The organism is Onishia niordana, assembly GCF_004798965.1.
Classification (GTDB): domain Bacteria; phylum Pseudomonadota; class Gammaproteobacteria; order Pseudomonadales; family Halomonadaceae; genus Onishia; species Onishia niordana.
Map to the genome: position 1 here is coordinate 73,217 of NZ_SDSD01000011.1, position 23,173 is coordinate 96,389.

At 64.3% G+C, this 23,173-nt stretch carries 17 protein-coding genes; 6 read left to right on the forward strand and 11 right to left on the reverse strand.

The genetic code is table 11. The features are described from left to right. From ETC27_RS16235 to ETC27_RS16250, 4 genes are all read right to left on the reverse strand, one after another. Complete coding sequence (locus ETC27_RS16235) at window positions 1-1,530, reverse strand: sensor histidine kinase (RefSeq protein WP_136256008.1); 1,530 nt, start codon at window positions 1,528-1,530, stop codon at window positions 1-3. 884 nt (window positions 1,531-2,414) lie between these two features. Beyond that, window positions 2,415-3,728 (reverse strand): amino-acid N-acetyltransferase, encoded by a 1,314-nt coding sequence (argA, locus tag ETC27_RS16240; protein ID WP_136256009.1) that lies wholly within the window; start codon window positions 3,726-3,728, stop codon window positions 2,415-2,417. Between the two features lie 152 nt (window positions 3,729-3,880). Then, window positions 3,881-5,146 carry an inorganic phosphate transporter gene (locus ETC27_RS16245; RefSeq protein WP_136256010.1) on the reverse strand — a complete coding sequence of 422 codons (1,266 nt, stop codon included), beginning with the start codon at window positions 5,144-5,146 and terminating at the stop codon, window positions 3,881-3,883. Between the two features lie 122 nt (window positions 5,147-5,268). Further along, window positions 5,269-5,949: a TIGR00153 family protein gene (locus ETC27_RS16250; RefSeq protein ID WP_136256011.1), complete on the reverse strand. Its 681-nt coding sequence runs from the start codon at window positions 5,947-5,949 to the stop codon at window positions 5,269-5,271. A gap of 103 nt (window positions 5,950-6,052) precedes the next feature. Between ETC27_RS16250 and ETC27_RS16255 the strand changes: the two genes are divergently transcribed. Beyond that, complete coding sequence (locus tag ETC27_RS16255; RefSeq protein WP_136256012.1) at window positions 6,053-6,922, forward strand: CYTH domain-containing protein; 870 nt, start codon at window positions 6,053-6,055, stop codon at window positions 6,920-6,922. A 108-nt stretch (window positions 6,923-7,030) separates the two neighbouring features. Beyond that, window positions 7,031-8,074, forward strand: a complete 1,044-nt coding sequence (locus tag ETC27_RS16260) for an ion transporter (protein ID WP_136256013.1) — start codon at window positions 7,031-7,033, stop codon at window positions 8,072-8,074. 34 nt (window positions 8,075-8,108) lie between these two features. Here the strand turns inward: ETC27_RS16260 and ETC27_RS16265 are convergent, their stop codons facing one another. Together ETC27_RS16265 and ETC27_RS16270 are read right to left on the reverse strand one after the other, a co-directional pair. Next, window positions 8,109-8,732: an L-threonylcarbamoyladenylate synthase gene (locus ETC27_RS16265; RefSeq protein ID WP_136256014.1), complete on the reverse strand. Its 624-nt coding sequence runs from the start codon at window positions 8,730-8,732 to the stop codon at window positions 8,109-8,111. Window positions 8,733-8,774: 42 nt separating this feature from the next. Continuing rightward, window positions 8,775-9,614: a PHP domain-containing protein gene (locus tag ETC27_RS16270; protein WP_240724958.1), complete on the reverse strand. Its 840-nt coding sequence runs from the start codon at window positions 9,612-9,614 to the stop codon at window positions 8,775-8,777. Window positions 9,615-9,827: 213 nt separating this feature from the next. Between ETC27_RS16270 and ETC27_RS16275 the strand changes: the two genes are divergently transcribed. After that, window positions 9,828-10,127: a YciI family protein gene (locus ETC27_RS16275; protein ID WP_136256015.1), complete on the forward strand. Its 300-nt coding sequence runs from the start codon at window positions 9,828-9,830 to the stop codon at window positions 10,125-10,127. 196 nt (window positions 10,128-10,323) lie between these two features. After that, window positions 10,324-12,384 carry a bifunctional tRNA (5-methylaminomethyl-2-thiouridine)(34)-methyltransferase MnmC2/FAD-dependent 5-carboxymethylaminomethyl-2-thiouridine(34) oxidoreductase MnmC1 gene (gene mnmC, locus ETC27_RS16280; RefSeq protein WP_136256016.1) on the forward strand — a complete coding sequence of 687 codons (2,061 nt, stop codon included), beginning with the start codon at window positions 10,324-10,326 and terminating at the stop codon, window positions 12,382-12,384. Here mnmC and ETC27_RS16285 read toward each other — a convergent pair whose 3' ends face one another. Further along, complete coding sequence (locus ETC27_RS16285; RefSeq protein WP_136256017.1) at window positions 12,385-13,290, reverse strand: LysR substrate-binding domain-containing protein; 906 nt, start codon at window positions 13,288-13,290, stop codon at window positions 12,385-12,387. Between the two features lie 109 nt (window positions 13,291-13,399). On the opposite strand from ETC27_RS16285, the gene ETC27_RS16290 reads away from it, so the two are divergent. Together ETC27_RS16290 and ETC27_RS16295 are read left to right on the forward strand one after the other, a co-directional pair. Then, window positions 13,400-14,542 (forward strand): TauD/TfdA family dioxygenase, encoded by a 1,143-nt coding sequence (locus tag ETC27_RS16290; protein WP_136256018.1) that lies wholly within the window; start codon window positions 13,400-13,402, stop codon window positions 14,540-14,542. Continuing rightward, window positions 14,539-15,126, forward strand: coding sequence for an HD domain-containing protein (locus tag ETC27_RS16295; RefSeq protein ID WP_136256019.1), 588 nt, complete (start codon window positions 14,539-14,541; stop codon window positions 15,124-15,126). The genes ETC27_RS16290 and ETC27_RS16295 overlap by 4 nt, the downstream gene beginning before the upstream one ends. A gap of 103 nt (window positions 15,127-15,229) precedes the next feature. On the opposite strand, the gene ETC27_RS16300 is transcribed toward ETC27_RS16295, so the two are convergent. The 4 genes from ETC27_RS16300 to smc form a co-directional block, all read right to left on the reverse strand. Then, a complete protein-coding gene (locus ETC27_RS16300) occupies window positions 15,230-15,493 on the reverse strand; it encodes a YheU family protein (RefSeq protein ID WP_136256020.1) in 264 nt (87 codons plus the stop codon). After that, window positions 15,490-17,580, reverse strand: a complete 2,091-nt coding sequence (gene ligA, locus ETC27_RS16305) for an NAD-dependent DNA ligase LigA (RefSeq protein ID WP_136256021.1) — start codon at window positions 17,578-17,580, stop codon at window positions 15,490-15,492. Before ligA ends, ETC27_RS16300 begins: the two co-directional genes overlap by 4 nt. A 118-nt stretch (window positions 17,581-17,698) precedes the next feature. Continuing rightward, entirely contained in the window at window positions 17,699-19,405 is a 1,707-nt protein-coding gene (gene zipA, locus ETC27_RS16310; protein ID WP_136256022.1) for a cell division protein ZipA, read from the reverse strand. A gap of 257 nt (window positions 19,406-19,662) precedes the next feature. Then, entirely contained in the window at window positions 19,663-23,172 is a 3,510-nt protein-coding gene (gene smc, locus ETC27_RS16315; RefSeq protein ID WP_136256023.1) for a chromosome segregation protein SMC, read from the reverse strand. Between the last annotated feature and the right edge of the window lies 1 nt (window position 23,173).

Here is a 23,173-nt window from a genome sequence, read left to right on the forward strand (position 1 = left end):
TCATGAATTCCTTGCGTCTGCGTCTGCGTCTGCCGCGAGACGTGGCGGCGACGCTATTCTCGTCGTGTCTTGCTGTTGGCTATCCAGGGCATCCTGCTTGGTCAGCGACTGCCAGGGCAGCGTCAGGCGGAAACACACCGCCAGGCGCGGGTCGTCGATCAACTCGAGATGCCCCTGTTGGGCCTTGGCACAGTCGGCAGCCACCGACAGGCCTATTCCGGAGCCCTTGAGCGGCCCCTTGCGGCGAGCGTGGCCTTGATAAAAGGGGTCGAAGAGCTGCTCGCGATCCTCGGCACTGATCGCATCGCCGCTGTTGGCGACCTCCAGCAGCAGTACGTCGCCACGTTGCTGGACACGTAGCTCAAGCAGTCCGCCATCTTCACCGTAGGCGATGGCATTGGACAGCAGATTATCGACAACGCGCCCGGTGGCGGTGCGATCGGCCTGCCAGTCGAGCGGCCGGTCGCGCCACTTGAGCTGCATGCCCTTGGCATCCAGAGCCAGCTGGTGCTTCGCCAGTAACTCTTTGATCAGCGTCGCGACATCGAAATGCTCAACGCTAATCTCGGCATGGTGCTGAAGCAAATTATAGTCGAGCAGCTGTTCGATGAGGCGCTGAAGCTCCTCTCCACTGCCCTCGATAAGATCCAGAATCTCGTGCTGTCGCGCCGTCAGCTCGCCTGCCACGCCATCGGAAAGCAGGGCGGTGCCTTCCCGAACGCTTGCCAGTGGCGTCTTGAGCTCATGAGACATATGTCGAAGGAACTGGCGCTTCTGGGCCTCGAGCTCACCAAGACGCGTCGACAGCCAGTCTAGCCGCTCATCAAGACGCACCAGCTCCGCGGGCCCCTGTACGCCCTTCGACGGCTCGGGGTGACCGTTGCTGCCAAGGCTCAATATATGCCGCTCTAGCTGGCGGATCGGGCGAATGATCAGCCAGGTAAATAACAGCATCAACACCAGACTGGCCGAGACCAGTGCGGCGGTCTGCAACCACAGGCGGGTCTGCACGCCACCCGCCTGTCCGCGAATGCGTTCAATCCGCGCATCGATATGCTGGTTGGTGGCCTTGCGCACGGCCTCGGTGCGCTCGGCAAAAGGCACAAAGTCATCTAGCCGGGAGGTGATCTCGGGCACCGGGGCTTCAAGCAGGCTCTTGAGACTATCGATACGCTCGGCCAATGCCTTGACGTCGGGGTTGTCGGGCAACAGCAACCGCTGGCGCGCCAGCATCGTTTCGAACTCGTTGGCTCGCTGGGTATAAATCTCACGCAGGCCAGGCTCTTCGAGCACCGCGAACTGGCGAGCGCTACGCTCCATCTCTACGGCAAGCGATGACAACGCCCGGGCGCGACGTGTTTCCTCAACTGCCTGACGGGCGCTGTCGTCGGCGAGCCGGGTCAATTCGGAAAGGGCCTGACCTGCATGAAACATCAATACGCCCAGCGGCAGCATCACCACTAGAAAAGCCAGCAGCACCAGTTGTAGCAGGGAACGTGGGCGCCAACGGCGCGAGACCTGAGTGGTCATGACAAGTGTTCTTTGCAGAAGGAGTTGAGACGCTGTCATGGAGCTTACCACTGCAGGATACCAGAATTGCCGGAAACGGCCGTGACCTTTCACGGGTCAAGGGCGTGATCGGGTGCATGGGTCTGGCTTAGTACATGATCTTGGCTTCGATATACCGCGCCATGCTAATCAACAGGCAAAAAAAAGAGGCCGGCAGAGCCGGCCCAATACGCAGGGAACTTAAGGGTGAAACAATGTCGGGGGCAGGCGCGTCTGGCCGGACTGTTCAACATTATTTCTGGGCCGAAGCCCCGAAGTCACACGGCAGCATCGTCACTCGCCAGAAGCTGGCTGCCGTGCGTAGGGACGCATCCCCACTTCGTTTTGGTGGCAGCGCCGCTTGAGCGTCGCCGCCGAATTCAGCCCCGAAGGGCGAGGCATCCTTGCCGAGAGCATCCTTGCCCGTAGCGGTACCTTTCCATGCCTGTCGGCGGTACCCGTCTCATCGCTACATCAGTCACACATCGCGTGGAGCAGACGCGGACCGACCCGATCGGGTGACATACACAGGGTAGTAAATGTGCCCTGTCAGGCCGGTCAGGAAACGGTTCGAGCCGTAATGAACCGAGTCCCTTGCTTGCTCACTGAATACATAGCGAGGAGCGTGCCAAAAACTTTAATACTCCTTGATTATCAATACGTTAAAAATATCAACATGTGCCAACTTAGCGAATGAGCGTCACAATATGCCAATAAAGCCACGACAGCCGGCGCTTTCTGTCTGCAATCGGAGACGCCTTACCGGCCATCCATCAAAAGCTATTAAAAATCAAGTGATTATCATGTATCGGTTTGGCGACATGACAAGCGTTTCTGCTACATCAGGCAACGCATGGCACTGGCCATCAGCCCAGATGCTTGAGGAGGATCTTTGACTTACGGGCATGGTTGTAGGCATCCCGCTTGAGGATCGGCAGAGCATCGATCTCGGCAAGCCCGAAACCCTGCTCGATAAACCAGTGCGCCGTATGGGTCGTCAGTGCGAACATCGCGGTAAGTCCCCGGCGCCGGGCACGGCGCTCGACGTCGGCCAGCAGCCGTTCGCCGCGATTGCCGCCGCGATAATCGCCATGCACCGCCACGCAGGCCAGTTCGCCCATCTGGGCGTCGGGGAACTCATGCAGGGCGGCGCAGCCGATGATCATGCCGTCACGCTCGATTACCAGGTAGTCATCGATCTCGTGTTCCAGACGCTCTCGGGAGCGCGGCACCAACATGCCTCGCCGCTCGAGGGGTTCGAGCAGCTCGAGCAGGCCGCCGACGTCGCCCAGTTCAGCATCGCGTAGCTGTTCGTAGCGATGCTGGGTGATCATGGTGCCAACACCATCGCGGGTAAACAGCTCGCCAAGCAGCGCATCGTCGTCATGCCAGGACAGCAAGTGCGTACGGGCCACCCCATGGCGGGCGGCCGCACAGGCCGCCGCCAGGTGGCGCGACAGTTCGCTGCCGGGTTCCGCCGCTTGCATCAACGGCTCCGCCTGGGCCGGCGTCAGCTGGCGCTGCAAGGCGCCGCTTTCGTCATGCAGCCCCTCGGCCTCGCCCAGCAGCACCAGCTTGTCGGCGCCAAGCGCCACGGCGGCCTGCTGAGCGACTTCGGCGGCGTCCAGGTCGAAGACTTCGCCGGTACTCGAGAACCCAAGCGGCGGCAGCACCACCAACGAGCCCTGATCGAGCAGCGCATCGATCGCCTCCGCACGCACCCGACGCACCTCGCCGCTGCGGGCGAAGTCGAGGCCGTTGCGTACCCCTAATGGCTTGGCCATCACCAGGTTGCCGGAGACCGCGGTCAGTTCGATTCCGTGCAGTGGCGTATTGGGCAGCCCAAGCGACAGCCGGGCTTCGAACCATAACCGCTGCTCGGCAGCAATGCGCTCGACCCTCGCCATGATGGCGTCTTCGGCTACCCAGCGGCCTTCCTCGCGACGCGGGGTAATGCCCTCCTCCGCAAGCACCGCACTGACCTGGGGGCGAATGCCGAACACCAGCACCAGCCTGACACCCAGGGTATGCAGCAGCGCCAGGTCCTGAATCAGCGACTCGCTATGACCCGCCGCCATCGCCTCGCCTTCGATCAGCACCACGAAGGTTCGCCCACGGTGGGCGTTGATGTAAGGCGATGACTGACGAAACCAATCGACGAAGGGAAAGCGCGTATTCAAGGGCCGCACTCCGGCAGCAGGAAAGTGGAATCGGGCAGCGTGCCCACGATGCTCTGACTATACCAGAGGGCGAAAAAAGGCGGCACCGCCTGCGCGATGCCGCCTTACTACGACTGCCAAGCGCTCTAAGCGCGTGGAATGTACTGCCTTGCTTAGCCGAACATACCCTTGAACATGAAAAAGAACATGATCGCCAGGAAGGCGCCGGCCGGCAGAGTGATCAGCCAGGACATGACGATGGTGCCGATCACGCGCAGGTTGAGCGCCGCCATGCCGCGGGCCAGGCCCACGCCGAGTACCGCACCGACCAGGGTCTGCGTGGTCGAGATCGGCAGGCCGGTACCCGAGGCCAGCACCACAGTGGTCGCAGCGGCCAGGGTAGCGGCGAAGCCGCGGCTCGGCGTCAACTCGGTAATGCCGGTGCCGACGGTGGCGATGACCTTGTGGCCGTAGGTCACCAGGCCGACCACGATACCGCCACCGCCCAGTACCAGCACCCACCAGGGCACCATCGAAGCACCGTCGACGTCGCCGTGGCTGTACACCACGCTGATCACCGCGGCCAGCGGGCCGACGGCGTTGGCGACGTCGTTGGAGCCATGGGCGAAGGCCATGGCACAGGCGGTGAACAGCATCAACACCGCGAAGACGCGCTCCACACCGCCGAAACCAAAGGCGTCATCCTCACTGCGGTTGCGGCTGACGCGACGCTCGAGGAGGCCCCCCAGCGCCATCACGGCCAGGCCGACAATGACCGCGTAGAACAGGCTCACGCCGAAGCTCAGATCGAGACCGATGTGCTTGAGCCCCTTGGTCAGGGTCACCATGGCGACAATGAAGCCGACCAGGAAGATGTACATCGGCACATAGCGCTTGGCGGCCGCGAAGGGATCACGGTTCTCAAATATCAGGTGCTGAACCGATTTGAACAGCATGAAGGCGATCGAGCCCGACATCAGCGGTGACACCACCCAGCTGGCGGCGATCTGACCGACCTTGCCCCAGCCGATGGCTTCGAGACCGAGGCCGGCCATGGCGAAGCCGACGATGGCACCGACGATGGAATGGGTGGTCGAGACCGGCCAGCCACGCATTGACGCGATCAACAGCCAGGTACCGGCGGCCAGCAAGGATGCCAGCATGCCGTAGACCAGCAGCTGGGGGTCATCCTGCAGCAGGGTGGGGTCGATGATGCCCTTGCGGATGGTTTCGGTGACCTGACCGCCGGCGAGCCAGGCCCCCAGAAACTCGAAGATCACGGCGATGAAGATCGCCTGCTTGATGGTGATGGCTCGCGAGCCAACCGAGGTGCCCATGGCGTTGGCGACATCATTGGCACCCACGCCCCAGGCCATGAAGAAGCCGAAGACACAGGCCAGAATAATGAAAATGTCGCCGTACTGCGCAATGATCGACATAAAAACTACATCCTTAGGGATGACTGTAATTCCGCCTAGACACGCCTCGATGCGCCTATCCTTGGCGAGTGCATCACGTGGCACTCACGGTGGTCTTGGGGCGGAGAGTTCGAGGTAGTGAATTAGCGAGCGGTCAGCACCTGCAGACGGCTACCCACGCGTTCGGCACCGTCGGAAAGCTCGCCGACCCAGTCGATGATCTTGTAGAGGAACATCACATCGACCGGCGGCAGCTCGCTCTCGAGCTGGAACAGTTGGCGACGAACAGCGACCTGCTGGTCGTCGGCCTTGTGCTCAAGCACATGCAGCTCACGGATCAGGTTCTGCATGACATCGGCGACGTTGCTGCCAAAGCCGGATTCGAGCAGATCCTTGAGTTCTTCGAGCGCCTTGCGAGCTTGAGACACGGCGGCCACCGAGGTCCGCAGGTAATCGCGCATCATCGGCGCCAGTGGTTCGGGCACCTGCATCTGGCGGCCGAGCATGATGCCGGTGATATCGCGAGCCTTGTTGGCAATCTTGTCCTGCACGCTGATCAGGTCCAGCAGGTCGGAGCGCGAGACCGGCAGGAACATGGTATTGGGCAGGTTGAGGCGCAGCTCGGTCTTGAGGGCATCGGCCTCGTGTTCAAGGTTGGTGATGGCGCCGCGATGACGCTCTGCCGCCTTCCAGTCACCGCTCAGGGTGGCCTCGAAGAACGCAAGCAGCTCATCGGCACACTCACTGACCTTGACGATATGCGCCAGCAGCGGCTGGAAGGGCGAGCGACCGAAGATCGCTGAGAACGGATTAGATGTCACCATAATAGGTAAGCGATTCGCGTTGGAAATGGCGGGGACATTATAGTGATGGCACCGACTGACGTCATAAAGAATTCATCAATTTGTCATTAAGGAAGCTTCGGTCATGAGCCAGGAAATCGAATTAAAGCTCGCCCTGCCCCCACTAGGCCCCGAGCAGCTTCGCCGCCATCCTCTTCTGGCAGCGCTTCCGGCCGAAGACCGCACGCTCGCCAACACCTACTACGACACGCCTGATGGCGCTCTGGAGACGGCCCGGGTGGCACTGCGTATCCGCGATACCGGCAATGGCCGGGTACAGACCCTGAAGACAACCGGCAGCGGCCAGGGCGGGCTCTCGGTGCGTGGCGAATGGGAATGGCCCATCGATGATGACCGCCTGGATCTTGAGGGACTCACGTCATTGGCCCCAATGCAGGCACTCGGCGACGAGGTGCTCGCCGCCCTGGCGCCACGCTTCACCACCGACTTCGCCCGCCGCACCTGGGTCGTTGAGCTCGAGAATGGCCGCATCGAGGTGGCGCTGGATGATGGCGAGGTGCGCGCGGGCGGACGCCGAGCGACGATTCGTGAGCTGGAACTGGAACTCAAGGATGGCGACCCCGCGGCCCTGTGGACGCTGGCCGACACCTTCGCCACCTCGGTACCGTTGCGCCCCGCCACCGCCAGCAAGGCCGCCCGCGGCGCAGCCCTCGGCGACGCCTGCTGGCCGCTCCCCGCCGCCGTCGACGACCCGGTCGCGCTTTACGAACGCGCCATCCTTGCACTGGACGCCCTGGCCGATAGCCAGGAGGAGCATTTCATGGACGAGGCGCGTCAGTCGCTGGACCGACTGATCGCACTAGGCGATGATCGCCTGGCGGCCCCGGCGAGAACGCTGCGCGAGGCACTGGGCCGTCAATCGGCGAATGGCGATTGGCTCGACGCCGAGTTCGGGCAAGCGTCGCTGGCGATAGCTCGCGCGCTCTACGCCTGAGCATTGGTTCGCACGACCCTCACATCCACACGAACACGACGCCCGTATTGGCCGTAGATTGCCCGGACAGTGGATGCCCGCACTCACACCCAAGGATCGGGAGGTCCCGTGTTCCCTACGCTTAAACCGGCCGGTGAAGGCCTGCGCACTCGAATTTTCGAGGTCGTATTCGAGTCGGATACCCGGCTGGCCAAGGGCTTCGATATTGCCCTGATCGTGCTGATCCTGGCTAGCGTCGGGGTGGTACTGCTCGACAGCGTCCCAGCTTATCAAGCTGACTATGGCAGGCTATTCAATCTAATGGAGTGGGGTTTCACCGGGCTCTTCACGCTGGAACTCGCGGTACGCCTTTATTGCCTGGATCGCCCGACCCGCTACCTGAAAAGCTTCTACGGCATCATCGATGTGTTGGCGATTTTGCCTACCTGGCTGGTGCTGTTGCTGCCCGGGGCGCATTCGCTGGTGGTGATCAGGCTGCTGCGAGTCCTGCGTATCTTCAGGGTACTCAGGCTGATGCAGTTCGTCGGTGAGGGCCGGCTACTGATCGAAGCACTTAAACGCAGCTCGCATCAGATTCTGCTGTTCCTGTTCACGGTGTTCATGCTGGTGACCATCTTCGGCTCGCTGGTCTACATGATCGAGCCGCCAGAGGCGGGCTTCACCAGCATTCCCGTCTCCATCTACTGGGGCATCGTCACCCTGACCACGGTCGGCTATGGCGATATCACCCCGACCACCCCACTGGGTCAGTTCATCTCGATGACGGTGATGCTGATGGGCTATTCGATCATCGCCATCCCCACCGGGGTATTTTCTGCCGAGGTGATACGCTCGATCCGCGCCGATCGCTATTCAGACGAGGCCTGCCCCGGCTGTGGCTACGACCGCCACGAAGCGAGGGCAAAATATTGCCTGAAGTGCGGCACCTGGCTGGACGAGCAGACCGAGGACCCGCGAAAGGCGGAGCAACGTGAAGAAGCACAGCGGCAAGAATCCAGCCGCCAGGCGCAGCAGGCGGAAGACGCGAGGGAAAAAGCGGAACAGTCACGAAACGCGCGCGACGCGCAACGGGAGCAACAGAGAAAAGGCGGGAACGACAACTCGAATAACGGCTCAGACGATGAGTCAGGTAATGAGCAGGACGACGCCTGAGCCCCACTGGCCAAGGCGCCGTCGCAGGGTAGGCTCAGCCCCTGAATGGCGCCAGATTGCCACGTCCTTCGCGCAGGATGACCGGTGGCAGATCGCGTAGATCAATCACACTGGTCGGCTCTAGGTGGCAGGCGCCACCATCGATGACCAGATCGAGGTGAGCGCCGAAACGCTCGCGGATTTCCTCGGCATCGGTCATCGGCAGTTCCTCACCCACCGGGATCAGCGTCACGCTCATCAGCGGCTCACCGAGCGCCTTGAGCAGCGCATGGGTGATGCGGTGATCCGGCACTCGCACCCCGATCGAGCGGCGCTTGGGATGCAAAAGCAAGCGTGGCACTTCGTTCGTGGCATTGAGGATAAAGGTGTAGGCACCCGGCGTATGTGTCTTGAGCAGCCTGAATTCCGCATTATCGACCTTGGCATAGGTGCCGATCTCGGACAGATCGGAACACACCAGGGTGAAGTTGTGCTTGTCATTCAGCGAGCGTAGCCACTTGATCTTCTCGATGGCTTTCTTGTCGCCCAGATGACAGCCCAGCGCATAGCCGGAATCGGTGGGATAGGCCACTACGCCGCCTTTGCGGATGATCTCGGTCGCCTGATCGATCAGGCGCTTCTGGGGGTTCTCGGGATGCAGCTGGAAGAATTGCGTCATGCTCGCTCCTGCGTTGCTTGATCCATCATGGAAAATCGCGGGTCAGGCCGCCCGATCGAGGATCGCCGCCAAACGGGGATGCTGCCAGATGGGCCTGAGTGCCGTGCGCGGCACCGCGCTCATGCTACCCGGCGCTACCGGCCCACCGGGAAAGTGAAAGTCACTGCCAAGCGAGCCGAAGAGACCCCGCTCGTCTAGCTGGCGAGCAAGGTCTCGCGTCACATCCGCGTTCTGGAAGCCGCTGACCAACTCGCAGGCCTCGCCGCCGGCAGCGGTGAAGGCATCCAGTAACAGGCCACGCTTGCGCCGGGTCAGGCCGTAGCGCAGCGGATGCGCCAGCACCGCCACACCACCGGCATCCACGATCCACTCGACCACTTCGGATAGATACGGCCAGCCGGCTTTGACGTCTCCCCGCTTGCCGCTGCCCAGGTACTTCTTGAAGGCTGTGCCCATGTCCTTGACCAGGCCATCGGCGACCATCGCCCGGGCGAAATCCGGGCGCCCCAGCGGGCGCTCGCTGCCGGCCTGAGCGCGCGCCTTGGCCAGGGCGTCATCAAGCCCCAGTTTTTCCATGCGCCGGGCGATCTCTTCACCGCGGGCAATCCGCGCGCGCGCCTGAGACGCGAGACCCGCCACCAGGCTTCCCTGAGCGCCCTCTGGCAGCAAACCCACCACATGAATGTTCAGCCCCTGCCATTGAGACGACAGTTCGAGCCCAGGCAGTAGCGTGATGCCCAGCGTCGCCGCGGCGTCTTGCGCCTCGGCGACACCATCCAGGGTGTCATGATCGGTGAGCGATACCCGCGAGAGGCCACGCTCACGGCACAACTTCATCAGCGCGGCGGGCGAGAGGGCGCCATCCGACGCGGTGGAGTGCATATGCAGATCGATGCCCGGCGCCTCGTCGAAGGCACTATCGGCCTGAGGGGTAGATGCATCAGCGGTAGCGGGGGGCACGTGAGTCTCGTTCATCAGCATGACGCCGGCAGGCGTCTTTGTCAGAATAGGCTTCATATGGTGCGCGCCGCGCCGGTTGCGGTCAATTTCAGGTGCGACGGCGCCTTCCTGTCTCACTCAGCGAAGGAAACTGCGATGCTCTACGCCATCATCAGTGAAGATGTGAATAACAGCCTCGAATGGCGCATGGCCGCCCGCCCGGACCACCTGGCCCGCCTCGAGAAGCTACGCGACGAAGGTCGCCTGGTGCTCGCTGGCCCGCACCCGGCCGTCGATGCCGAGAACCCGGGCGACGCCGGCTTCAGCGGCAGCCTGGTGGTTGCCGAGTTCGATGATCTGGAGAGCGCTCAGGCCTGGGCCGACGCCGACCCCTACGTGATCGCCGGCGTCTACGCCAAGGTGACCGTGAAGCCATTCAAGAAGGTGCTGCCCTGAGCCGCACGTGAGCAGCGCCTGATCCTGCCCGCCGGAAGACGTTTTCCCCAGACAGGTTTTCCACAGCCAGTTTTACACCGTGGCTGTGGAAAAGCTTGTTGAAAGTCCGCGGATGCCTTGCCATAAGCCAGCCAAGACGCCCATTCGGTGAAACTGGTTATTTTTTGATCAATCTTGATGCTTTTCGGAGCCCGCCTTGAGTGCCGCCGACGACCGCCCTGCGCCCCTGCCTCCCCTGGCTGCCCTCGAGGTTGCTCGCCTCGATTGGCCACGCGACGACACCGACAGCGAGGCGCCCCACTCCAGCGCCTTCGATGATGTCTACTTCTCGCGCCACGACGGTCGCGCCGAGACCGAGCACGTCTTCATCAATGCCAACCGCCTGCCCGAACGGTTGGCGGCCTGGCAGGAGCCGCGGCCCTTCGTGATCGGCGAGACAGGCTTTGGCACCGGGCTCAATATGCTGTGTGCCTGGGCCGCCTTCGAGCGTCATGCTCCACCCAAGGCGCGGCTGCACCTGGTGTCCACCGAGCGCTTCCCGATGACCCGAGACGATCTGGCCAGGGCCCTGGCCGGCTGGCCCGATTTTCACGACAAGGCCGCCAGCCTCATCGGCCAATGGCCGGCGCCGGTCTCAGGCGTCCACCGGCTGCGTCTCGATGAGCGTGTGACCCTGGACCTGCACTTCGGCGACAGCGCCGAGCGACTGGGCCAGCTCGATGGCAAGGTCGATGCCTGGTTTCTGGATGGCTTCGCGCCGTCCAAGAACCCAGAGATGTGGCAACCTGAGCTTTTCACCGCCATGGCCCGCGCCAGCCGCCCGGGCGCCACCTTCGCGACCTTCACCTGCGCCGGTGTGGTCAAGCGCGGCCTCAAGGCCGCCGGCTTTGCCTGGCGCAAGGTGCAGGGCCACGGTCGCAAGCGCGAGATGCTCGCCGGCGAGATTGCCACAGCGCCCCAGCATGACCCGCGCCCGACGACCCCGTGGTTCACGCCGCCCACCGCGGCACCCGCCCGGCATGTGGCGGTGATTGGCGCCGGCCTTGCCGGCACCACGGTCGCCGAGGCCCTGGCGAGGCGCGGCGTGGCCGTGACCCTGATCGAGCGCGAGGCGCCGGGGGCCGGCGGCTCGGGTAATCGTCAGGGCGCGCTCTATGTGAAGCTTGCCGCCGAGACCAACTCGCAGAGCCGCGTCTATCTCTCGGGGCTCATGTACAGCCGGCGCTGGCTTTCGCTGCTGGACCCCGACCACTCGCTGTGGGACGACTGCGGCGTGCTGCAACTGGCGACCGGCGAGCGTGAGGCCAGGCGCCAGGCGCGCTTCCTGGCCAACCATCCTCTGCCCAATGACGTGGTAGAGGGGGTGGGTGCCGAAACGGCCTCGACGCGTGCAGGGCTGGCCATCGACTCACCGGGCCTCGACTACTCAGGCGCCGGCTGGGTGCGCCCCGATCTCCTGTGCGCCCGCCTCGCCGCGACACCCGGCATTCGCCTGCAGCATGGCGACGTCACCGAGCTCACGCAGCTGGGCCCGGATCAAGACGGCTGGACGCTGACGCTGGCCGATGGCGAGACAATCGATGCCGATCAGGTGGTGGTGGCCACGGCGGCGCTCGCCAACCGCTTCACCCAGACCGAGGCGCTGCCGCTGCAGCCGATTCGTGGCCAGGTCAGCGCCCTGCGTCTGCCCGAGGGAATTGATGTGCCGACGCTCTCGCGGGTGGTCTGCGCCGGTGGCTATGTGCCCCCGGCAACAGACGGTGTACTGAGTTTTGGCGCCACCTTCGCGCCCCATGACACCGACACGGCACCGCGTGACGCCGACCATGCGGCCAATATCGCCGAACTGGAGGCGAGCCTGCCGAGCCTGGTCCAGGCGCTGCGCGATGCCCTGCAGAAGGCCGGCGCCGACCTGACGCCTGAGTACCTCACGGGGCGGGTAGCGGTGCGCGCCGCGAGCCCCGACAAGACGCCTTACGCGGGCCCGGTGCCGGACGCCGCAAAGTGGCGCGAGCGCTATGCGGTGCTTGCCAAGGATGCCAAGCGCGTCCCGGACGTCTCCGGCCCCCATCATGCGGGGCTGTGGATCAGCGCCGCCCACGGTTCCCGGGGGCTCGCCAGCGCGCCGCTCTGCGCCGAGGTGATCGCCTCACGGATCTGCGACGAACCACTGCCGGTGGAGCGGGCGCTGGCCGATCACCTGCATCCGGGACGGCGACTGATCAGCGACCTGATCAAGAGCCAGACACACAGCTGATCAGGGCTCGCGGCGCTCGATCTCCAAGGTCACCCAGCGAATGATCTCGCCGATCAGGGCGCTGTGGGCATAGCGGGTGCGCAGGACATAGCCATGGCTCTCGCGGCGAATCGGCGGGGCCAGCGGTATCAGGCTACCGTCCTCGATCGCCTCCTCGACCAGCAGATCCCAGCCCAGGGCGATGCCCTTGCCGGCCTGGGCCGCATTGATCAGCAGCGGATAGTTGTTGTAGCGGAACACGACCCCCTGCTCCTCATAGGACACACCGGCCAGGGCACTCCACTCCCGCCAGTCGAGCCAGCGCGAATTACGCTCGTCCATGTGCAAAAGCGGCAGCGCTGACCAGCGGGCAGGGGCATCCCCTACCGCGAGCCCATGCGCGGCGGCGAAGGCGGGGCTACAGACCGGAAACACCTCCTCCGGCGTGAAGCGATCGCCCGGCTCGCTCTCGCGATCACAATGGATGGCGATGTCGGCCAGATGATCCTGATCGTCCCGATCGACGGCGAGCACCTCGATATCCACCTGGGGGAAAGCCGCCTCGAGCCGCGAGAGCCTGGGCAGCAGCCACAGGTGGGCGAAACCGAAGTTGGCGGCGATCAGCACCCGCGGGCGCGTGGCGCGCGCCCGGGCCTTGAGCGAGCGGGTGGCGCTGTCGATGCGGCCGAGCGCGGGCGCGACCTCGTCGTAGTAGCGCAATGCCTCTCGGGTGGGGACGAGGCCCCCGCCGCCGCGCTCGAAGAGCACCAGCCCCACCTGCCCCTCGAGGCCACGGATGCGCTGGGAAATCGCCGGCTGGGTGGCGCCGAGTGCCTTGGCCGCGGCGGTCAGCGAGCCCAGACGAATGGCGGTCTCAAAGGCGATGAGTGCCTTGAGGCTGGGCAGTGCGTCGTCGGTGTCGGCCATAAGGTAACTCTATGGGAGGCATAAGGTGGGCGCGCCTTCCTGGCGTCAGGCCGATGCGTAGAATCCCGGCCAATACATTCCGTCAGGACCCAAGAGGATGTCAGACCCCATGTTTCACGTCCAAGAATCCCCCGCCAAGGTCGTCGCCACGGATTCCGCTGGCACCCACACCGAGCTGCCGGCCCTGTGGCTGCGCGAGCGCTGCCAGGAGCCGGAGAGCCTGGACGGCCCCACCCAGCAGCGCCTGTTCAACCCGCATCAGCTCGACGATGACCTGACACTCATCGGTGCCGAGCGGATCGGCGACCACCAGGCCCGCCTGACCTTCAGCGACGGCCACACCGGCCACTATGACCTGCGCCACTTCGCCGACGACTTCGATGATGGCGATGGCCTGCCTACCCCGCGGCCCTGGACCAGCGACATCGATTTCGCCTGCATCACAAGGGACTGGCAGACGCTCGCCGAGCCCGACGCCTTCCGCGAGGCCCTCGAGACCTACCTGCGCCACGGGGTGATCATTCTCCAGAACGTGCCGACCGACGGCGGCCACCTGGTCGAGGTGGGCGAGACCTTCGGCCATGTGCGCTCGACCAACTTCGGCACGTACTTCGAGGTCTGCTCACGCCCCGACTCCAACGACCTAGCCTATCGCAGCGTGCCCCTGGCCCCGCACACCGACAATCCCTATCGCGATCCGGTGCCCGGCATCCAGCTGTTGCATTGTCTGACCAACGAGACCACCGGCGGCCTCTCGACGCTGGTCGACAGCCTGGCCGTCGCCGAGCAGCTGCGCGCCGAGGACCCAGAGGGCTATCACCTGCTGGCCAGCGTGCCGGTGCGCTTTCGCTTCATCGACGACGGGGTCGAGCTGATCGAACGCCGGCCGATGATCCACCTCGACGCCATGGGCCGGATGGACGGCGTGCACTACAGCCCGCGCCTGGACTATCTGCCACTGATGGACGAGGCCAGCACCCGTGCCTTCCAGCGGGCCCGACGCCGCCTCGGCGAGCTGTTCTCTCATCCGGACTACGAGATCCAGTTCCCGCTGGGCGATGGCGAGCTGATGATGTTCGACAACAACCGGGTCCTGCATGGCCGCACCGCCTACGATCAAAACGAAGGCTTCCGCCACCTGCAGGGCTGCTACATCGACCGGGACGGCCCCACCGGCCATTATCGGGCACTCGCCAAGCAGGCACAGACCGATCGCGCCACCGCCACAACCGAGAGCGAGACTGCCGCATGAATACCGTAGCGTTCACCCAGATGAAGGATGGCACCCGAGAGGAGTACCAGCTGCTCGGCGAGCTCGAGGAGCGCTTCGTCGAGGCGCTGCCCGAACGCATCCTCGAGGCACTGAAGGCCCTGGAGAACACCCTCTCGGGCTACCGAGTCTCGCGCCTCGAGCACGTGCTGCAGTCCGCCACCCGCGCCGAGGACGACGGCGAAGACGAGGAAATGATCGTGGCGGCGCTGATCCACGACCTCGGCGACGACCTGGCGCCCCACAACCATTCCCAGTATGCCGCCTCGATCATCCGCCCCTACGTGCGGGCCGAGGTGACCTGGATCATCGAGCACCACGGGCTCTTCCAGAACTACTACTACATCCACCACTTCGGAGGCGACCCGCTGGAGCGCGACCGCTACCAGGATCACCCCTGGTACCAGCGCTGCGTCGACTTCTGCGAGCGCTGGGATCAGGCCTCCTTCGATCCAGACTACCCGACCCGGCCGCTTGAGCACTTCGCGCCCATGGTGCACCGCATCTTCAGCCGCCAGGCCTTCGACCCGGCCTATGTCGGCGACGAAAGCGCCCGTCACCTCTGAGGGACTGACAGGCGCCCGGATCGATGCTGGTCATCGTCTCGTGAAAACGGCCCCGCTCAGCGGGGCCGTTGGCGTTTGCCTTGTCGTGGCGTGACCCGGCCCATCAATCCTCTTCGTCGTCGGCAAGCTCTCGGCCAAAGGCGCGCCACTGGGCAAGCGTCATCACCTCGGTCAGCTCGGTCTGCAGGTCATGGGCGATCAGCAGCTCGCCTTGCTCGAGCTGGCGCTTGAGCTCGCCGGTCCAGCCGGCCATGCCGTCTCCGGTATCGGTGGTGTCATAGCCCTGGCGGGTGACAAAGGCCTCGAGCAGGGCGTCGAGGGTCTCGCCGGGCAGCATGCGATAGGGGACTTCCACGAAACGGCTCATTGCGTCTCCTCTTGATGGTCAGCGTCGCTTTCAGCGCCCATGGATTCGCCGCGCTCCCAGGCCTCCAGGCGGCTCAGGAACTCGGCCTCGTCGATCACCGGCACACCGAGATCCGTCGCCTTGGCAAGCTTGCTGCCGGCGGCCTCACCGGCCACCAGGCAGGCCGTCTTCTTCGACACGCTGCCGGCGACCTTGGCGCCCAGCGCCTGCAGGCGCGCCTTGCCCTGGTCGCGGGTCAGCTGCTCGAGGGTGCCGGTCAGCACCCAGGTCTCGCCGGCCAGCGGCTGCGGCCGCTCGACCACGGCTTCCTCCTGCCAGGTGAGCCCCTGAGCGATCAGCGCGTCGATGGTCTCCCGATTGTGGAGCTGGCGAAAGAAGGTATGCAGATGGGCGGCGACGATAGGCCCCACGTCATCCACGGCTTCAAGATCCGCCTGATCGGCGGCCATCAAGGCGTCGAGGGTGCCGAAGTGGCGCGCCAGGTTGTTGGCGGTGGCCTCGCCGACCTCGCGAATGCCGAGCGCATAGATGAAGCGCGGTAGCGTCGTCTGCTTGGCCTTCTCCAGCGCCGCGACCAGGTTGGCCGCCGACTTCTCGCCCATCCGCGGCAGGCCGGCCAGATCAGCGGCGATCAGGGTAAAGAGATCCGCCGGGGTCTTCACCCAGTCGCGCTCGACCAGAGCATCGATCAGCTTCACGCCTAGCCCTTCGATATCCAGGGCACGGCGGCTGGCGAAGTGCTTCAGGGCCTCCTTGCGCTGGGCCGGGCAGTAGAGCCCACCGGAGCAGCGCGCCACGGCCTCGCCTTCCAGCCGCTCGATCTGCGAGTCACATACCGGGCAGCAGCCGGGGAAGACGATCTCGCGGGCATCTGCGGGCCGATCTTCCTCGATCACCCTCACCACCTGCGGAATAACGTCACCGGCGCGGCGAATGCTGACCCGATCACCGATCTTCACGCCCAAACGCGCGATCTCATCCTGGTTATGCAACGTGGCATTGGACACGGTGACGCCGGCCACCGAGACCGGCGCCAGCCGTGCGACAGGCGTGATGGCGCCGGTCCGCCCGACCTGGAACTCGACATCCTCGAGGGTGGTGAGCTGCTCCTGGGCGGGAAACTTGAAGGCGATCGCCCAGCGCGGTGCCCGGGCCACGAAGCCCAGCTCGCGCTGTGCTCGCAGGTCATCGACCTTGATCACCACGCCGTCGATATCATAACCAAGCCCGTCGCGCTTCTCGCCGAGACGTCGGCAGTAGTCGATGATGCCTTTAGCCCCCTCGACGACTTCAAGCTCGGCGCTGACGCGAAACCCCCAATCACGCAGCAAGGCCATCTGCTGACTATGGGTGGGCGTAGCGATATCGGCCAAGCTGACCGTTCCCTGGACGAGTTGATAGGCGCTGAATTCCAGGGGCCTTTTGTCGGTGATGCGCGGATCGAGCTGGCGCAGGCTGCCGGCGGCGGCGTTGCGGGGGTTGGCGAACACCTTGGTGCCTTCCTCCCGAGCCTTGTCATTCATGGCCTCGAAGTCGGCGTGACGCATGGTGACCTCGCCACGTACCTCGAGGCGGTCCGGCCATTCCTTGCCCCGCAGCCTGAGCGGGATCGATTTCAGTGTCTTGAGATTGGAGGTGATGCCCTCGCCGGTGCGGCCGTCGCCCCGCGTCACACCACGGGTCAGTTCACCATTCTCAAAGACCAGCGACACGGCGGCGCCATCGAGCTTGGGCTCACAGCAGAAAGACAGAGACTCGGGAGTGACCTCCAGCCGACCGGCGACCCGGCGCACGAAATCGGCTAGTTCATCCTCGTCGAAGGCGTTGTTGAGCGACAGCATGGGGACATCATGCGTCACCTCGGGAAAGCCATCGGCCGGGGCGGCGCCTACGCGCTGGGTCGGCGAATCCGGGGTCACTAACGCCGGGTACTCGGCCTCGATCTCCTGCAGGCGGCGCAGCTTGAGATCGTAGTCCGCGTCGGTCAGCTGCGGCTCGTCGAGCACGTAGTAGCGGTAGTTGGCATCATCGAGGGCGGCGCGCAGCTGGGCCACCTCATCGCGGATCTTGGTATCAGGCTGGCTCATGAAGGGGCGGCATCACGTCTGGTAAGCAAACAGACATTGTAGCGGCGGCGGGTCCCAAACAACACATGGGCTCCCGAGGGAGCCCATGTGGAGGGTCGTACTAGCAAAGGATAGCGATTCAGTTGGCCTGGGTACGGTGCAGCCGGTGACGGCGGTCAAATTCTTGCACCCGCTCGCGGGCGAAGCCGACGGTCTGCGCGGTCATCACGCTGTGGTTCTCGTCCTTCAGCTCACCGCCCAGATGGCGCACGACGACCATGGCCGTTTCCACCATGGCCTCAAAGGCCGCCGAGCCATCGTGCGCGCCCGGCAGCGGCATCAGAAAGCTGATACCCGGCGTGGTGAAGTCATCACCGTCAGCGATCGGGAAGGTTCCCGGCTTGATCACGTTGACCATCGAGAACTGGAGTTCACTGTGCGGATCCTGCGTCTCAAAGCGATGGAAAATCTGCATATCGCGGCAATAGCGCAGGCCACAGACCAACATCAGGTCCAATAGGGCAGTACCGGAGAAACCGTCCTCATCACGAGACATCACACTGATGACAACGATTTCCTCGGCATTCCCCAGGGTCTCACGGGGGTGATCGACCTTAACGCTGGTGCGCAGCGCCTGCTCGATCGTCGGATCCATGGGGTCGCCATTGTCCATCGAGGCCGTCGTCTCTTCCGCATACTCAGGCGCATAAGTTTCTTCATAACGCGCGTACTCTTGCGCGTCACCGGGGCGGGCCTCTGACGAGTGCGCGCCGTGACGAGTTTGCGGGGCGCTAGGCGATGAGAACAACGGATCACCGGCATCACTCTGCGCATCCGACGCGCGGCGGGCCTCGGCCTCCCGCTCGGCTTTTTCCTGCTGCTGGCGGCTGGCCTCGCGGGCCTTGCGCTCGGCCTTCTGCCGCTCGCGCTCCAGCTTGTCCTTCTTGCGCTGCTCCTTACGGCTGGCCATCTTCTGCTGGAGAGAAGACCCCAAGCGTTGCACCGAGCCGCCGACCTTGGCTGATCGTTCACGCAACGAGTCAGAGACGCCATCGAAGTCGACTATCCGATAGCGCTCATCATCGTGATAGCCCTCATGGTCCGCCGGATCGGCGGCCAGCCCGGAGAGGGCATCGTCGTAAGAGAGTGTGTCGTCATGACGTGCGTCTTGCGACTCTGCCTCGAGATTGGCATGAGCGCTCTCTTTATCAGCCAAAGCTTTATCGGCTCGCGCGGAGGTCACCGCTTCATCTTCCGCCTGCTCGTCAACCTGCGCGGGCCGAGTCATCGGTGGGCGCTCATCGGATGGCGCCTGGCGCGTTTCGGCGTGGGGGGCACCGTGAGGTTCCTGGCCATGTTCAAAAGAACGTTCAAAAGAATGCTCAAAAGAACGTTCAGAGGAACGCTCAGCCCCGGCGGGCGACTCGAAGGCGGGCGCTGACGCCGCCCTGGTGGTACTCGGCGCAGCTGTGTCGAGGTCGGCTTGCCGCGAAGGAGTCTCGGCCCGAGAGCGCGCTTCGTCGGACTGGTTCTCCTCACGCCATTTGGCCAGCACGCGGGAGGGTCCCGGGTGCTCCTGGCGCTGGAGCTTGGGTTTCGAGCGCACCTCATAGGCGGCGGGTTTGACCACCCGCGCGCCCCCATTGGGCAGCTCACTGCGCACTTCGGCGTCCCGAGCTTCCTGCTCAGGGTCGGTGTCTGACCCCGACGCTGCATCGGTCGATGAAGCATCGACCTGATCCAGGCGGGGGACGCGACGCTGACGCTGCAAGCGACGTACACCATCGATCACGATGATGGTCACCAGCGCCAATCCCAGGATGATCAGCCACTCTCTAAGTTCCATGAGTCGTCTTGCCTGTCTGCTAGGGGCACCATGCCGGAAAGATTAATAGCCATTAGCATAGCGCGATTACCAAAAAAAGGGCCATGTCTTTTTTGATTGTCAAGCAGCATTCATTGCATGACAGCATGTCGAATGGCCTGCGTAATCACCCTACGTATGCGCTCACCGACACCGTTCTTATCAGCCATCTTGTTACCCGCTTTGGCGATCAGGTGCAAGCGTCGCATTTCACCGACTCTCGCCAGGCGCTGCCTGCTTCAGGCTTCGGCAAGCACCGCCGCTTCCTCGACACCCACCGATACCAGACGCGAAACCCCGGGCTCCTGCATGGTCACCCCCATTAAACGTTCACCGGCTTCCATGGCGATTTTGTTGTGGGTGATATAGATGAACTGAACGGTCGCGGACATTTCCTTAACCAGGTTGGCATAGCGCCCCACGTTGGCATCATCCAGAGGGGCATCGACCTCATCCAGCATACAGAATGGGGCGGGGTTGAGCTGGAAGATGGCAAATACCAGCGATAGCGCAGTCAGGGCCTTTTCGCCCCCCGAGAGCAGATGAATGGTGCTGTTCTTCTTGCCCGGAGGTCTTGCCATGATGGCGACACCGGTCTCCAGCAAATCCTCGCCCGTGAGGGTCAACCATGCGGTTCCACCACCGAAGACTTTGGGAAAAAGCGTCTGTAGACCGGCATCGACCCGATCGAAGGTATCCTTGAAACGGGTACGGGTCTCCTGATCGATCTTGCGAATGGCCCGATCCAGGGTCTCCAGCGCCTCGGTCAGTTCGGCGTGCTGGGCCTCGAGATAGTCGCGCCGTTCGGCCTGCTGGTCGTATTCCTCGATGGCGGCGAGGTTGATGGCGCCGAGTCGGCGAATCTTGTCGCCTAGACCGTCGAGGCGCTCACGCCAGGCGGATTCGGTGGCATTGGGGTCGAGGTGTTCGGCCAATGCATCGGCGTCATGATTGAGCTCGGCAAGCTGCTCGTCCTGTGCGTCGGCCTTCAAGGCCAGTGCCTGAACCTGCATGCGCGCTTCCTGCAGGCGCTCGCGAATGCCCTCCAGGTTCCTCTCATGCTGCTGGCGAGCCAGTTCGTCCTCACGTAGCTGCTCGGTGAACTCGGCCGTCTTGTCGCGACAGGCCGTCAGGGCCCGCTCATCGCGATCGCGCTGGTGCAACAGCTCCTCAAGGCGCTCACGATTCTCCTCGTCGGGCTCGCGCAGCATCTCGAGATTTTCCTCGAGTTCGGCGCACTTCTCTTCGAGCCTCGCCCGGGACTCCTCGGCCCGCCCCTGCTGCTGACCAAGACCGGCGCGTTCGGTGGTCAGGCGCTGATGATCCAGTGCCAGCTGCTGGGCACGCTGGGCAAGCGGCCGCTGGCGGGTGCGCAGGGAGGCGAGTCGTTCCTGCGCCTCGCGGCGGGCACGTTCCAGTTGCTCGCGCTCGGCGCTATCGTCTGCCAGTTGCGCCATTGCCGCCTGCCATGCTTCCCGCGCTTCCTCCAGTGCCAAAGCCCGCTCTTCGCGCTGCTCCTCGAGACGCCCAAGCTCCTCATCGATCTCACGGGCGCGCGCTTCCTGATGCTCGAGTCGTGTGGCGAGATTGGATTCGGCGAGGGTCCACTGCTGGTGGCGCTCCTGCTGCTCCGCCTCGTCGCGCCGACATTGCTCGAGGTTCGCTTCGATCTCCTGATCACGGGCCTCGAGGGTGGCCAGCTGCTCATCAAGGGTGGAGAGCGTGGTTTCGACCTCGTCCAGTTCCGCGGCCACCTCGTCCCGGCGACGGCGGCTGGTCAGCAGACTGTCGCTGCCCTGGGCCTCGCCGCGTCGACGCACAAAGCCCGGACCAACCCAAAGGCCAGCCGGGGTCACCAGGCTTTCACCCGGCAAAAGACTTTCAACGCGCGCCCAGGCCTCTTGTTCGTCAGCGGCGCAGTGGATCCCCGTGAGCAACAGCGCCGCGGCGCCAGCGCCCTCTACCTTGGCGGCCAGCCCTTCTGCGGCGCTTCTGAGCTCGAGCGAGCCATCCAGCAGCGCCAGATCACCGAGCGCCTCGGTATTGGCGTCAGCATCCACTGCCTGCCGGGCGTGCGCCAGATCGACGAGGCGCGTATTGAGCCAGGGGGCGAGAATCCAGCCCACGACCGCTTCCCAATCGGCGTCGACCGACAGCCGCTCGCCGAGACGGGGGGCGGCGTTGAGCCCGTGCCTGGCCAGATGCGCTTCCAGTGCCTCGTCGTGGTCGGCAAGCGCCGCCTCAATCAAGGCATCCAGCGAGGCCAGCTCGCCCTGCAAGCGGTTACGCCGCTGGCGTTCAGCTTCCCGTTTCGCCTCGGCGTCGCGGCGCTCGTCACGGTTCTGCTGACGGTGGTCCAGGGTCTGCTGGCGCTTGTCTTCCAGGGCCTCGCGCTCAAGCTCCGCCTCGGCCAGGCGCTCGGCATATTCGGCGCGCTGCTCACGAAGTGCCGAGGCATCGGGAAGCTCCGCTTGCTGCTGGCGACGGCGCTGCACATCGGCGGCCAGCGACTCCACGCCCTGCTCGAGGTTACGCACCCGGTCCTGGGCACGCTCGGCCTCGTGGCTTGACTGCTGATGGCGCTCGTTGAAGGCATCGAAGCGCTCGCTATGCTCGGTGTTGGCGGCCTCGGCTTCCTCGAGGGCCTCCTCGAGCTGCGCCAGTTCCTCGGCGACCTCTTCCTGTTCGGGGCCCAGGGTCTCGAGACGCTCATCCAGGGCCGCAAGGCGCTCCCCGTCGCTTTCGTTCACACGGTCCAGGTCGGCAAGTTCGGCGCGGGCGCTGTCGAGGTCCCGCGTCAGTTGCTGCTCGCGAGTGCGCGCATGCTCGAGGCTCTGCTCGAGGCGGGCGATGGCGGTGGTGGTCTCGTAGAAGCGGGCCTGATGGCCCTCGAGCTCCTCGGCGAGGCGGTCATGCTCGCTTCTCGCCTGCTCGAGGCGCGTCTCGCACTGGCGGGCACCCAACACCTCACGCTCGACCCCGGTCTCGAGTTCACGGACCCGCCCCTCTTGCTCGGTCTGCTCGGCACGCAGCGCGCGACCGCGCAGCAGCGCCAACTCACCCTTGAGGCGATATTCCTCCTGCTTGAGGGTCTGGTAGCGCTTGGCGGCATCGGCCTGGCGCTTCAGGCGCTCGAGCTGCTTGTCGAGTTCCTCGCGGATGTCGTCGAGGCGCTCCAGATTCTCCTGGGTGCGCCGCATGCGGTTCTCGGTCTCGCGACGACGCTCCTTGTACTTGGAGATGCCGGCAGCTTCCTCGAGGGTCGAACGCAGCTCCTCGGGGCGCGCCTCGACCAGCCGCGAGATCATGCCCTGGCCGATGATGGCGTAGGAGCGCGGGCCCAGGCCGGTGCCCATGAACAGATCAGAGATATCGCGGCGCCGGCACTTCTGGCCGTTGAAGAAGTAACTGGACTGGCTATCGCGGGTGACCACACGTTTGACGGCGATCTCGGCGTACTGGGCATAGGCGCCGCCCATGCTGCCATCGCGGTTATCGAACAACAGCTCGATGGAGGCCTGGCCGACCGGCTTGCGCCCGGTCGAGCCATTGAAGATGACATCGGTCATCGACTCGCCGCGCAGGGTCTTGGCCGAGGACTCGCCCATGACCCAGCGCACGGCATCGATGACGTTGGACTTGCCGCAGCCATTGGGACCGACGATGGCGGTCATGTTGCTGTCGAAGGGCACGGTGACCGGGTCGACGAACGACTTGAAGCCGACCAGCTTGATGGACTTGAGCTGCATG